Source organism: Komagataeibacter oboediens, from assembly GCF_018491655.1.
Lineage (GTDB): Bacteria > Pseudomonadota > Alphaproteobacteria > Acetobacterales > Acetobacteraceae > Komagataeibacter > Komagataeibacter oboediens.
Window position 1 is genome coordinate 77144 of sequence record NZ_JABLUU010000001.1, and the last position, 14020, is coordinate 91163.

The window sequence follows — 14020 nt, forward strand, 5'->3', positions numbered from 1 at the left end:
TGAAAATCCTCTGTCAAAGGTCAGCCTGCAGACCCGTGCGCCTGAATGCGGACTCGGGTAGGCTGGCGTGGTGCGATTTGGTTCTGCCTATATAATTGGCATTTACGGCATATATAAGTCGCACCATGCATTTTAGTTCGCATCCGGCATTGTTTCTTTAGTGATGCATTCTGTCCTCGATATTAAATATTTTTAACATCGCTTCGTAAGTTGCTCTTAAACCAAGACTTTCTCCACCCTCCGGTCGGCCAGGACGCGAAGAATCATTCCATCCGTAGGTATCGATATGAACCCAGCGCACATCAGTTTTGACAAATTTCTCTAGAAAAAGCGCCGCCGTGATCGCGCCAGCCATGGGTTTGGATGAAATATTGTTCATATCCGCAACCGGACTCCCCAGCCATTTGCGATAGCCCGGCCACAACGGCAGGCGCCAAAGCGGATCGCCACAGGCCATGCCGGATGCCACAAACGTCGCCGCCGTTCCGTCATGGTTGCTGAACAGCGCGGGCACATCCGGCCCCAGCGCCACGCGGGCGGCCCCGGTCAGGGTCGCGGCATCCACCAGAAGGTCAGGCTGGCGTTCGCACGCCGCATGCAGCAGGTCACACAGGACCAGCCGGCCTTCGGCGTCGGTATTACCGATTTCCACCGTCAGCCCCGCGCGCGTCTTCACCACGTCGGACGGCCGCATGGCATGTCCCGACACGCTGTTTTCCACACAGCCCAGCCGCAGTTCCAGACGCACCGGCAAATCACGCAGCATGATCAGCCGCGCAAGGGCCAGCATGATGGCGGCGCCCCCCATGTCCTTTTTCATGCGCAGCATGGATGATGGCGGCTTGAGGTCATACCCGCCGGTATCGAAACACACTCCCTTGCCCACCAGCGATACCAGCGGGGCTGTATCGGTCGCCGTGCTGCCGTGCCAGCGGGCCTCCACCACGCAGGGGGCACGGTCCGATCCCGCGCCGACATGCATCACGGTGGGAAATTCCTGCGTCAGCCGCGCACCACGGATGACCGAGACATCTGCCCCCAGCGGGGCCAGCGCCTCCTCCGCCGCGCGGGCCAGGTCATCCGGCCCCATAAGGTTGGGCGGCGTATTGATCAGCGAGCGCGCAAGATTCATGCACCGCGCCATGCTGGCGGCCGCCTGTCCCGCAGCGTCCACCACCAGTCGCGCACACGGTGCGGCGGGCGCGCTGTCACGGCCAAAGGCGGGCATGCGATAGGCCCCGAGGCAGAAACCCAGCGCGACCTCTCCGGCCTGCACATCCACCGGCGCGCGTACCCGCCATGGCCCGGCAGGAAGCGAGTCGGGCAATGCCCCGAATACGAACGGATCTGCACCATCCGCTTCTTCCGCAATGCCCAGCAGGGCCGACGTAATGGCGCCATCCGCACCGGGCAGCAGCAGCACCTGGCCATAACGGGCGGCAAAACCGGCCTGACGGGCGAAACGGGCTGCGGCGTCGCCCACCATCGCATCAAGCCCCTCCAGCATGGAGGGACGGACGACATGCACCGTACCCACGTCCCCATCCTGCACATCATCTGCCGCGACCAGGCAGTCCTGCGTGTCCAACACGTTCATCGCACGTCCCTTCCTGAATATGTTCCTGTTCCCGGCAGGGTGCGTCCCCCATCCGGGCAACGCAACACCCCAGCGCGATCAGCATGTGGTTTTGCTTGCATTTGCCGCCACTTGGCCAGAGCATACGTCCATGACGGGTGTACCCAAGGGCACTGGTGGCCCCTATCGCGCAGCGGCCGGACACGGTTCCGGCCCCCATTCCGATATGCTGGTGCGGGCCGTGCTTGGCCCGACCAATACCGGCAAGACCCATCTGGCTATAGAAAGGCTGCTTTCACATTCCAGCGGCATCATCGGTTTCCCCCTGCGGCTGCTGGCGCGGGAAAACTATGACCGGATGGTTGCGAAAAAGGGCGAGCATGCCGTCGCCCTGATCACGGGCGAGGAAAAGATCATCCCGCCAAAGGCACGCTGGTTTTCCTGCACGGTTGAGGCCATGCCGCTGGACCGCCGCGTGGAATTCGTGGCGGTGGATGAAATACAGCTCTGCGCCGACCCTGACCGTGGCCATATCTTTACCGACCGCCTGCTGCATGCCCGTGGCCTGTCGGAAACCATGTTTCTGGGCGCGGACACCATCCGCCACCTGATCCGCCGTCTGGTACCGGGGATCGAGATCGAACATCGTCCCCGCCTGTCGCAACTGACACATGCGGGGGCATGCAAGCTGACGCGCCTGCCGCCGCGTTCGGCTATTGTCGCCTTTTCCGCCGGCGAAGTTTACGCCATTGCCGAACTGCTGCGCCGCAGGCGCGGGGGCTGCGCCATTGTCATGGGCCAGCTTTCGCCACGCACCCGCAACGCGCAGGTGGCGCTGTACCAGGAAAAGGAAGTCGATTACCTGGTCGCGACCGATGCGATCGGCATGGGGCTGAACATGGACGTGAACCATGTGGCCTTTGCCAGCCTGTCCAAATTCGACGGCACGCGCATCCGCCCGCTGACGGCAGGGGAAATCGCGCAGGTGGCGGGACGGGCGGGACGGGGATTGCGGGACGGCACGTTCGGCACCACCGGCACCTGTCCGCCGCTGTCCGAGGAACTGGCTGAAGCGGTGGAGGAACACCGTTTCGACCCGCTGACCCGTCTGGCATGGCGCAACAGCGATCTGGATTTCTCCTCGCCTGACCTGTTGCTGTCCAGCCTCAACCGTCCTTCCCCCCGTCCCGAACTGGTCGCGGGGCATGAGGCGAGTGACATGCTGGCCCTGTCCGCGCTTGCAGCCAGTTCCGACATCCGCCCGCTGGTGCATTCGCGCGCCGCCACGCGCATGCTGTGGGAAAGCTGTCAGATCCCTGATTTCCGCAAGCTGGGCGATGACAGTCATATCCGTCTGTGTGGCCGGATCTTTACGCATCTGATCCGAGACGGGCGCATTCCGTCGGCATGGATGGATAGCCAGATCACCCATTTTTTCCAGACGGCGGGCACCATAGATTCGCTTATGCAGCGTCTGGCGGGAATCCGCGTGTGCAGCTACATCGCAGCCCGGCCCGGCTGGATCGCCAATCCCGAACACTGGCAGGCCCGCACGCGGGAAGCCGAGGACCGGCTGTCCGACGTACTTCATGAACAGCTGACCGCCCGCTTTGTGGATCGTCGCGCCACCACCCTTATCCGCAGGCTGGATGAAGGTGGGCATGACAACCTGCTATCTGCCGTAACGGCGCAGGGCAATGTCGTGGTGGAAGGGCATGAGGTCGGTCGCATTGCCGGGCTGGACCTGATCGCGGGCGAACATACCGATGCGGAAGACGGACGCCTGCTGATGCGCGCGGCACGGCGTGCGGTCCGCAGCGAAATCCCCCGCCGCGTCGCGCTTCTGGTGCGCGATGATGACCAGCAGTTCGCGTTTTCCTCCGATGGGTCCCATATCCTGTGGCAGGACATGCCCATTGCGCGGATGCTGCCGGGCAGTGACATACTGTCCCCCCGCCCACAGGTTCTGGATAACCCGCTGCTGGATAATGCCCAGCGCGAGCGCATCCGCAACCGCCTGCAGGCATGGCTGGAACAGGTCGTGCGCGAACACCTTGCACCCCTGTTTGCCGTGCAGGCCGCTGTCGCCAGCACGCCCGAGCTGCGCGGTGTCATCCACCGGCTGTTGGAAGGGGCCGGAATCGCCCCGCTGCATCGTGGCGAGCGGCCGGGACATGACATGATCCAGCGGCTACGGCGGCTGGGCGTGCGGGTCGGGCACTACAGCATCTTCATGCCCGCGATCCTGAAGGAACGCCCCATGCGACTGCGGGCGTGGCTGGTGGCGATCAGCCTGAACATCCCCTGCCCATCCCTGCCTGCCATGGGCCGCATTACATTACTGCCCGATGCGCTGCCGCCCATCTTCATGGACCGAATGGGCTGGCTGGATGCCGGGCCGGTGCGGATCAGGCTGGATATCGCGGAGAAATTCATCCTTGAACTGGCCCGCATGACGCGCCGCGCACCCGTGCCGCTGCCCCTTCACCTGGCATCCCGACTGGGCATCCGTCGGGAAATGCTGCCTGCGGTAATGAAGGGTCTGAATATGCGCGTGCACCATCCACGCCCTATGGCGGCCAACCACTACGGACCGCCTGCCCCCCTCATGATCCGCTTCCTGCCCGAAGGCGAAAAGGGCGGAAAGGCAAAAGCCGCACATGCTACCTCTCCAAAGGCCGGCAGGCGACCGGCAGCGACGCTGCGTCCCCGGCGGGCCGACAGTCCCTTTGCCGCCCTTGCAACCCTACTCAACCGTCGTTGAACACCATGACACAGACGCCTGACCCCATCGTGAACCAGCGACTGGACCTGTGGCTGCTGCATGCCCGTTTTGGCCGCAGCCGCAGCATATGTGCAAAGATCGCCACCGGCGGGCAGGTGCGCATAAACCGGCAGCGCGTGACCAAGGCACACGCACAGGTGCATGTGGGCGATATCCTGACCCTGCCGGCCCCGGACCGTAAAACCGTCATGGTCATACGTGTCGTGGGCTGTGCCGAACGGCGGCAATCCGCCCCACTTGCACAACTTCTGTATGAAATTGTTCCGGAAACTGTCTGAATATTGTGTCGAACAGGCCAATACAGGCCATGATTATGCATTACCCGCCGTCTTGGGCTTGCCACGGCCGGAAAACACTCTCATATCTTCCGCCATTCCCGATGAGGTCATGCCCTGCGTGGCGCCTCATCCCTTTCAATGGCCGGGCCTATTGCCGCAGGCCGAACAAATAATGATCGGAGATAGGCGATGACCTATGTGGTCACCGAAAACTGCATTCGCTGCAAATTCACGGATTGTGTCGAAGTCTGCCCGGTTGACTGCTTCTATGCCGGTGAGAACTTTCTGGTAATCAACCCGGACGAATGCATCGACTGTGGCGTGTGCGAACCGGAATGCCCGGCTGAGGCCATCTTCCCCGATAGCGACGACCGCGCCACCCCCTGGGCTGAACTGAACGCCAAATACGCCGCCGTATGGCCCAACATCACGCGCAAGATCGATGCCCCGGCCGATGCCGAGGAATGGAAAGACAAGCCCAACAAGAAAGAGCTGCTTTCCCCCGAACCCCAGAAAGGCTGATCCAGACCTTTCCCATCGGGTTACGCCATAAAAAAAGACCGGCACGAGTGATCGTGCCGGTCTTTTTTTATGCCGTCCGGCCCGGGGGCAGTCGCCTGCCCCCGCACCCTGACATGATGCCGCTTAGCGCGACATCATGTTGATGGCGGTGTCATGCATGATGAACATCGTGCCAGCCACAAGGACCAGAACCGAAAGCACCGTGAAGACAAAAGCCATGACGTTCCAGCGCTGTTCGGACGAACCGTTCATGTGCAGGAAGTAGATCAGGTGAACAACAATCTGCACCACTGCCAGCAGGGCAATCGCCCCGCCGGTGCCAGCCGGTGACATCGCATGCGACATCACCAGACCGAAGGATGCAACCGTCAGGATAACGGCAAGTACGAACCCGGTAAGGTAAGACCCTACACTCCCGTGGCTCTCTCCCGAGGAAGAAATATGGTCTGCCATCAGATCACACTCATCAGATAGACAAAGGTGAAGACACAGATCCAGACGATATCCAGAAAGTGCCAGAACAGGCTGAGGCAGGTCAGCTTACCGATCATGCGTTCGTTCAGCTCGGTCTTGCCAGCCGTCTGGAACAGCAGGACCGCCATCCACAGCAGGCCGCAGGTGACATGCAGACCATGCGTGCCAACCAGCGTGAAGAAGGCGGACAGGAACGCGCTGCGATCCGGGCCATTGCCTTCGGCAATCATGTGAGAGAACTCACGGATTTCCATGAACAGGAAGCCCAGCCCCAGCAGGAAAGTCACCCCGAGCCAGGTCCGCATGGTGCTGACCTTGTTCTCGTGGGCGGCAATCATGCCGAAACCGTAGGTGATGGAGCTGAACAGCAGGATTGCCGTTTCAATGCCAACACCCGAAAGTTCGAACACTTCGTGGCCGGTCGGACCGCCGGCAAACTGGTCACGCAACACCGCGAACACTGCGAACAGCGTACCGAAGATGATGCAGTCCGTCATCAGATACAGCCAGAACCCGAACACCACGGGAGATTCGTGGTGTTCATCATGGGCGTGGGCTGCATCAGCAGTCATGTTTTGCGCCATTATTCCGCTGCCTGTGCTGCCATGAGGTTATGGGTGTGCTCCTGCTCAATGCGGACCACCTCGGACACCGGCACGTAGTAGTCGACGTCGTTGTCGGACGAACGGGCGATCACCGTAGCGATGACACCGATCAGACCAACAGCTGCCAGCCACCAGATGTACCAGACCGCACCGAAGCCCATCACGAAGCTGAAGGCACCAATCAGGAAACCGCATGCCGTGTTCTTCGGCATATGGATCGGCTGATAGTTACCACCGGCCTGACGCGTATCGATACCGGCTTCCTTGTCGTGGGCGAAGGCGTCCAGTTCATGGACTTCCGGCAGGATGGCGAAGTTGTAGAACGGCGGCGGCGAAGACGTGGACCATTCCAGCGTACGTGCGTTCCAGGGATCGCCCGTCAGGTCACGGTTTTCGGCCAGGTTACGATCACGGATCGAGACATACAGCTGGGTCAGCTGGCACACGATACCGCATGCGATCAGAACCGCACCAACTTCAGCAATCAGCAGCCAGGGGTGCCATTCGGGGTTGTCATAGTGGTTCATACGACGGGTCATGCCTTCGAAACCGAGGACATAAAGCGGCATGAACGCAACATAGAAACCAACGAACCAGAACCAGAACGCGCGCTTGCCCCAGGCTTCGTTCAGCTTGAAGCCGAAAGCCTTCGGGAACCAGAAGTTCATGGCAGCGACGTAACCGAAATACACACCACCGATAATCACGTTATGGAAGTGAGCGATAACGAACAGGCTGTTGTGGAGAACGAAGTCAGACGCCGGGATGGCCAGCATGACACCGGTCATACCACCGATGGAGAAGGTGATCATGAAGCCGATCACCCAGTACATGGTCGCGTGGAAGTCGATACGCCCCTTGTACATCGTGAACAGCCAGTTGAAGATTTTCACCCCGGTCGGAACCGCGATGATCATCGTCATGATACCGAAGAACGCGTTGACGTTCGGGCCGGCGCCCATGGTGAAGAAGTGGTGAACCCAGACCACCAGCGACAGGACCATGATGGAAGCGGTCGCGTAGACCATGGTCTTGTAGCCGAACAGCGGCTTGCGGGAGAAGGTCTGCGTGATTTCGGAGAATGCACCGAAGGCAGGCAGAACCAGAATGTACACTTCCGGATGGCCCCAGCCCCAGATCACGCTCAGATAGAGCATCTGGTTGCCGCCGCCGTCATTGGTGAAGAAGTGCATGCCCAGGTAACGGTCCAGACCCAGCAGGCCCATGGCCACGGTCAGGATCGGGAAGGCCACCATGATCAGCACGGTCGTGCAGAAAATGGTCCAGGTGAACACCGGCATACGCATGTAGGTCATGCCCGGCGCACGCATCTTCACGATGGTCGCGAAGAAGTTCACACCTGTCAGCAGCGTGCCGACACCAGACAGCTGAACCGCCCAGATGTAGTAGTCAACACCGACACCGGGGCTGAACTGCTGTTCGGACAGGGGCGGGTAAGCCAGCCAGCCGCACTGCGAGAACTCACCGATGAACAGCGAGACGTTGACCAGCAGGAAGCTGATGGTCGTCATCCAGAAGCTCAGTGTGTTCACGAACGGGAAAGCCACGTCACGCGCACCGATCTGCAGCGGCACCACGATGTTCATCAGACCCTGCATGAACGCCATGGCCATGAAGAAGATCATGATCGTGCCGTGTGCGGAGAAGATCTGGTCATAATGGTGCGGCGGCAGGTAGCCGGGGTTACCGGCATAGGCCAGCGCAAGCTGGGAACGCATCATGATCGCGTCCGCGAAGCCACGGAACAGCGCCACGAGTGCGACAACGATATACATGACACCAATGCGCTTGTGGTCGACCGAGGTCAGCCATTCACGCCACAGGTAGCCCCATTTACCGTAATAGGTGATGAGACCGACAACGGCCAGGCCAGCAATGGCCGCACCGATGAACGTCCCAACAAGGATCGGCACATCATAAGGAATGGCCGACAAAGTTAATTTGCCTAACATCTGTCCTATTCCTTCATGTTCATGTCGGACATCGCGGACTGCTGCACATGCAGCATCTTGCCGGTGCTCTTATCCATGACCATGCCATTGTTGTACTTGGCAACGATGTCATCGAAGAGACCCGCATCGACATGCGAGAAGTATTCAACCGGGTTGGCCTCGCTCGGCGCGGCCAGCTTCGGATAGCTTGCGCTGTCCAGCTGCTCGGAAGAAGCCTTCACCTTCTCGACCCATGCGCTGTACTGGTCCGCCGGCATTGCCAGCGCACGGAAACGCATGTCGGAGAAACCACGGCCGCTGAAGTTGGAGGATTCACCCTGGAAATCACCAGCTTCGTTCGCGATCAGGTGCAGCTGTGTCTGCATCCCGGCCATGGCGTAGATCATCGTACCGAGCTGCGGGATGAAGAAGGAGTTCATCACGGAGTCAGAGGTGATCCGGAAATCAACCGGCGTATTCACCGGCATGGCCATCTGGTTGACGGTCGCGATCCCTTCATCCGGATAGATAAAGAGCCACTTCCAGTCCAGCGCCACAACATCGACATGAATAGGCTTGACGTTGGCTTCAGCCTCAAGCGGCTTGTACGGGTCAAGCGAATGACATGTCTGATAGGTCAGAACCGCCAGGAACAGAATGATCAGGCTGGGAACGGCCCAGATAATCACTTCGATCTTGTTGGAATGCGACCATTTCGGCAGATATTCCGCCGCAGTGTTGGACTGACGGTACTGCCACGCAAACAGCAGCGTCAGGATGCAGACCGGTATGACTACCAGCAGCATCGCGTAGGTCGAGGTCAGGATCAGGCTTTTTTCCTGAGCGCCGATCACGCCTTTGGGGTCAAGCGTATCCCACGAACAGCCTGCTAGCAGCGCTGCCGAAGATAGGCTCATCAGCTTCGTTAATCTTGGCAAGATTTTTTTCTTCATCTCACGCCTCGTTGGTTTCGACATCACCCTGTTTTGCTCACATCCTCGCTTCATCCACGGGCTTAGACAACAACGGCCACGTTATACGCTTGGCAGGAAAAATGCATCCGGCTTTCCCCTGGCACCCAGCGACATCGCGCCTAAGTCGACTTCCGAAAGCGGCACACGGCCTTTTTCGGTTTGCATCCGTCATGAGTTAGTTGCCGACCGGCTGACCATGATCTTGATCAATACGGCCCGCCAGACCTTACGTAATTATTACTGTCAGGGCAGATCGGACCATAAATCGCGACGCCGTCCTGTGTGCTGAAGCGCATGTTCTGTGCCGCATACCCTTTCATATAGTTTTTCTATTCAAGGGTTATCCGACCTGAATGGCCTCAGAGGCAAGCCTTCACATAATATTTCAATAGATTTCATTGCCAAAAATTTATTTAAAAAAGTCTATGTTTTACAATGGGTTGCGTAAGTGTCGCGAACCTCACACTCCTGTCATCTTATATTTTCTATATATGAATAAGTCTTATCTTTTTTTCCCGGCCGCACGGCCGGGCCGTCTTTCCATGCAAAAAGGGCCGCCACTTCCGTGACGACCCTTCCGTATCCTCATACCAGACCAATATGGTTCTGGATCGGCAGGACTCCTGCCCATCAGTTGTCGCTGTTGTTCCGCACACCCATGAACTGTAGCAGGAACTGGAACAGGTTGATGAAGTTCAGATAGAGGTTCAGCGCATCATACACCGAACGCTTGGCCGCCTGTTCCGGCCCCTCGTAATAGGCAAACTGCTGGTAGTTCGCCTTGATCTGCTGCGTATCGAACATGGTCAGGCCGACAAACAGCAGCACACCCACCGCGCTATAAACAAAGTACAGGCCGGGGCTATGCAGGAACATGTTCACCACGCCCGCGATGATCAGGCCGAACAGCCCCATCATCAGGAACGAACCAAAGCGGCTGAGATCGGTACGAGTCGTATATCCCCAGATCGACATGGTGCAGAACGTTGCCGCGGTGATGAAGAACACCCGCGTCACCGATACACCGGTAAAGACCATGAAGATATTGGACAGACTGGCTCCCATCACGCCGCAGAACAGCCAGAACAGGGTCTGCACCGCCTGCGTGGACAGCCGGTTCACACCAAACGACATGACCAGGACAAAGCCCAGCGGCGCAATCATGGCCAGCATGGACAGGCCGGTCGGCTTCAGTGCCATGCCCATGGGCGTCGGCACATGCTGGTAAAACAGGGCCTGCAGGCTGGTGTTGGCGATCAGATAGGCGACCAGACCGGTCAGAACCAGTCCCGACGCCATCCAGTTATAGACTCGCAGCATATAGGCGCGCAGGCCCATATCGACAGAACCTGCGGCACTATCAGCGGTGGGGCGGATGAAACTCCGCGAATCAGGGCCAAAAGCCATTGTGTTTCCTTCCTCCACGTCGTTGACTGACGTGCCTCTCCCTGCATGTGGGAATATGTTAGAACACGTTCAAGAACGGGGGCGTGTCCAATACATTACAATACAGCAACGCAGCCCCCGGGCACATCTCCTTAATATACTGTACGTCCGGTTATGACGGCACATGCCGTTTTCCCCTGCCGCAGGTGTTCCTTCATGCGTCTTTTCGTTGGTCTAGAACTCCCGCCATCCCTGCTTCATGCGATCGCCGGATTACGTGGCAGCCTGCCGGATGTGACCTGGCTGCCGCCCGAGTCCTATCATCTCACGCTGCATTTCATTGGTGAGGTGACCCACGGCCATCTGCTGGAAGAGATTCATCATACCCTGTCCGCCATCCGTTCCACCCCGCCAGTGCTGCAGCCCGGCGGGGCGGGCCTGTTCATGACCTCCCGGCCACATGGATCCGATACGCTGTGGATCGGCTGCGCGCCGGATGCCGCGCTGCTGTCCCTGCGGGATCGCATTCGCAAGGGACTCAACCGGGCAATCCCCCCGGGCGAGAAAAACAGCCGCCATTTCACACCGCACATCACCATGGGCCGTATGGACCATCCCGATCAGGTCCGGCGACAGCGGTGGCTGGCCACGACCCTGCCCCCCGTCGCGGCGCAGGCCATTGGCCATTTCACCCTGTTCCAGTCCATGCGCCATGCGGATGGCCCGGTTTACGAGCCACTGGAACATTATCCGTTACGGTTCTGATTCTCCGCCCCGCCCAACCGGGGATGGACGGGTTCAAACGACCCCGTCACCAAAAATTTATTCCATTTATGAATAATAAAAATATATTTCTTCTCAATTATTGTGAACCACCTGCACGCGGCCGGCAGACACACCTTGTAATTTCTCCTGAAATAATAAGAGATTTCATAAAATTGTCCGGAATATGGAGATATCCGTTTCATTGCTTATGTGACAGCATATTCACGTTTTAGTGAGCGCGAACACTAAAATGTCAGAAGACGGGCGTGCTAGCCTCGGTATGTTCGGATGAAACGGACCACCTGCTTTCTCTTCCCTGTCTGAAGCCGGTTTCCTGTCTGGCCGGAAAAAAAGCACCGTCACGCTTTTTTTGCCGGATACATTCAGAAAGCCTGTCCGGACGGAAAGTTGCGGCGGCGGCATCCTGAATTCGAAACCGTTAGTTTTCTGAGGACATCACATATGATTTCTGCCGTTTTCGGAAAAAGACGTTCTCTGAGCAGAACGCTTACAGCCGGAACGATATGTGCGGCTCTCATCTCCGGTTATGCCACCATGGCGTCCGCGGATGACGGGCAGGGCGCCACAGGGGAAGCGATCATCCATGCCGATGATCATCCCGGTAACTGGATGACCTATGGCCGCACCTATTCTGAACAGCGCTACAGCCCGCTGGATCAGATCAACCGTTCCAATGTCGGCAACCTGAAGCTGGCCTGGTATCTGGATCTTGATACCAACCGTGGCCAGGAAGGCACGCCACTGGTTGTTGATGGTGTCATGTACGCCACCACCAACTGGAGCATGATGAAAGCCGTCGACGCCGCAACCGGCAAGCTGCTGTGGTCCTATGACCCGCGCGTGCCCGGCAACATTGCCGACAAGGGCTGCTGTGACACGGTCAACCGTGGCGCGGCATACTGGAATGGCAAGGTCTATTTCGGCACGTTTGACGGCCGCCTGATCGCGCTTGATGCCAAGACCGGCAAGCTGGTCTGGAGCGTCAATACCATTCCGCCCGAAGCGGAACTGGGCAAGCAGCGTTCCTACACGGTTGACGGTGCACCGCGCATCGCCAAGGGTCGCGTGATCATCGGTAACGGTGGTTCCGAATTCGGCGCACGTGGCTTCGTCTCCGCGTTCGATGCCGAAACCGGCAAGCTGGACTGGCGCTTCTTCACGGTTCCGAACCCCAAGAACGAACCGGACCACGCTGCATCCGACAGCGTGCTGATGAACAAGGCCTACCAGACCTGGAGTCCGACCGGCGCCTGGACCCGTCAGGGCGGCGGCGGCACGGTGTGGGATTCCATCGTGTATGACCCCGTGAGCGACCTGGTCTATCTGGGCGTGGGTAACGGTTCGCCGTGGAACTACAAGTACCGTTCCGAAGGCAAGGGCGACAACCTGTTCCTGGGCAGCATCGTCGCACTGAAGCCGGAAACCGGCGAATACGTCTGGCATTTCCAGGAAACGCCGATGGACCAGTGGGACTTCACCTCGGTCCAGCAGATCATGACGCTTGATCTGCCGATCAACGGTGAAACCCGCCACGTCATCGTTCACGCCCCGAAGAACGGCTTCTTCTACATCATCGATGCGAAGACCGGTGAGTTCATCTCGGGCAAGAACTACGTCTATGTGAACTGGGCCAGCGGCCTTGATCCGAAGACCGGTCGTCCGATCTACAACCCCGATGCGCTCTACACCCTTACGGGCAAGGAATGGTACGGGATTCCGGGTGACCTTGGCGGCCATAACTTCGCAGCCATGGCGTTCAGCCCCAAGACCGGGCTGGTCTATATCCCGGCACAGCAGGTTCCGTTCCTGTACACCAACCAGGTCGGTGGCTTCACGCCGCATCCCGACAGCTGGAACCTTGGTCTGGACATGAACAAGGTCGGTATCCCCGACTCGCCCGAAGCCAAGCAGGCCTTCGTGAAGGACCTGAAGGGCTGGATCGTTGCATGGGATCCGCAGAAGCAGGCTGAAGCATGGCGCGTGGACCACAAGGGTCCGTGGAACGGCGGCATCCTGGCAACTGGCGGCGACCTGCTGTTCCAGGGCCTGGCGAACGGCGAATTCCATGCCTATGACGCGACGAACGGGTCCGACCTGTTCCACTTCGCGGCGGACAGCGGCATCATCGCACCGCCTGTGACCTACCTTGCCAATGGCAAGCAGTATGTTGCGGTTGAAGTGGGCTGGGGCGGCATCTATCCGTTCTTCCTTGGTGGCCTGGCACGTACCAGCGGCTGGACCGTCAACCACTCGCGCATCATTGCCTTCTCGCTCGACGGCAAGTCCGGCCCGCTGCCCAAGCAGAATGACCAGGGCTTCCTGCCCGTCAAGCCGCCGGCACAGTTCGACAGCAAGCGTACCGATAACGGTTACTTCCAGTTCCAGACCTATTGCGCCGCCTGCCATGGCGATAACGCGGAAGGTGCTGGCGTGCTGCCTGACCTGCGCTGGTCCGGGTCCATCCGTCATGAGGACGCGTTCTACAATGTTGTCGGCCGCGGCGCGCTTACCGCCTACGGTATGGATCGCTTCGACGGTAACATGAACCCGACCGAGATTGAGGACATCCGCCAGTTCCTGATCAAGCGTGCGAACGAGACCTATCAGAGGGAAGTTGATGCCCGGAAGAACGCTGACGGTATCCCCGAGCAGCTGCCGTAATCTCCCGGTTTTGACAATTTT

General features: G+C 59.1%; 11 protein-coding genes. 5 read left to right on the forward strand and 6 right to left on the reverse strand.

Annotated features, from left to right (window positions below):
- Positions 1-157: 157 nt before the first annotated feature.
- Complete coding sequence (locus tag HNO79_RS00365; RefSeq protein ID WP_048855378.1) at positions 158-1597, reverse strand: leucyl aminopeptidase family protein; 1440 nt, start codon at positions 1595-1597, stop codon at positions 158-160.
- 130 nt (positions 1598-1727) lie between these two features.
- On the opposite strand from HNO79_RS00365, the gene HNO79_RS00370 reads away from it, so the two are divergent.
- The 3 genes from HNO79_RS00370 (at position 1728) to fdxA (ending at position 5161) form a co-directional block, all read left to right on the forward strand.
- Positions 1728-4340 (forward strand): helicase-related protein, encoded by a 2613-nt coding sequence (locus tag HNO79_RS00370; protein WP_214164364.1) that lies wholly within the window; start codon positions 1728-1730, stop codon positions 4338-4340.
- A gap of 5 nt (positions 4341-4345) precedes the next feature.
- Positions 4346-4639: an RNA-binding S4 domain-containing protein gene (locus tag HNO79_RS00375; protein ID WP_048855411.1), complete on the forward strand. Its 294-nt coding sequence runs from the start codon at positions 4346-4348 to the stop codon at positions 4637-4639.
- Between the two features lie 189 nt (positions 4640-4828).
- On the forward strand, positions 4829-5161 hold the full coding sequence (gene fdxA, locus HNO79_RS00380; RefSeq protein WP_010507641.1) for a ferredoxin FdxA: 333 nt from the start codon (positions 4829-4831) through the stop codon (positions 5159-5161).
- Positions 5162-5284: 123 nt separating this feature from the next.
- On the opposite strand, the gene cyoD is transcribed toward fdxA, so the two are convergent.
- The 5 genes from cyoD to HNO79_RS00405 all read right to left on the reverse strand — a co-directional run bounded on the left by cyoD (position 5285) and on the right by HNO79_RS00405 (position 10573).
- Complete coding sequence (gene cyoD / locus HNO79_RS00385; protein ID WP_026018424.1) at positions 5285-5614, reverse strand: cytochrome o ubiquinol oxidase subunit IV; 330 nt, start codon at positions 5612-5614, stop codon at positions 5285-5287.
- Positions 5614-6219 carry a cytochrome o ubiquinol oxidase subunit III gene (cyoC, locus tag HNO79_RS00390; RefSeq protein ID WP_010507645.1) on the reverse strand — a complete coding sequence of 202 codons (606 nt, stop codon included), beginning with the start codon at positions 6217-6219 and terminating at the stop codon, positions 5614-5616. The genes cyoD and cyoC overlap by 1 nt, the downstream gene beginning before the upstream one ends.
- Complete coding sequence (gene cyoB, locus HNO79_RS00395; RefSeq protein ID WP_010514314.1) at positions 6219-8213, reverse strand: cytochrome o ubiquinol oxidase subunit I; 1995 nt, start codon at positions 8211-8213, stop codon at positions 6219-6221. Before cyoB ends, cyoC begins: the two co-directional genes overlap by 1 nt.
- Positions 8214-8218: 5 nt before the next feature.
- A complete protein-coding gene (gene cyoA, locus HNO79_RS00400) occupies positions 8219-9145 on the reverse strand; it encodes a ubiquinol oxidase subunit II (protein WP_029329447.1) in 927 nt (308 codons plus the stop codon).
- 651 nt (positions 9146-9796) lie between these two features.
- Positions 9797-10573 carry a Bax inhibitor-1/YccA family protein gene (locus HNO79_RS00405; RefSeq protein WP_010514311.1) on the reverse strand — a complete coding sequence of 259 codons (777 nt, stop codon included), beginning with the start codon at positions 10571-10573 and terminating at the stop codon, positions 9797-9799.
- Positions 10574-10768: 195 nt separating this feature from the next.
- Between HNO79_RS00405 and thpR the strand changes: the two genes are divergently transcribed.
- Together thpR and HNO79_RS00415 are read left to right on the forward strand one after the other, a co-directional pair.
- Positions 10769-11317, forward strand: a complete 549-nt coding sequence (gene thpR / locus HNO79_RS00410; RefSeq protein ID WP_214164363.1) for an RNA 2',3'-cyclic phosphodiesterase — start codon at positions 10769-10771, stop codon at positions 11315-11317.
- A gap of 462 nt (positions 11318-11779) precedes the next feature.
- Positions 11780-13999, forward strand: a complete 2220-nt coding sequence (locus HNO79_RS00415) for a PQQ-dependent dehydrogenase, methanol/ethanol family (protein ID WP_048855376.1) — start codon at positions 11780-11782, stop codon at positions 13997-13999.
- Positions 14000-14020 lie beyond the last annotated feature (21 nt).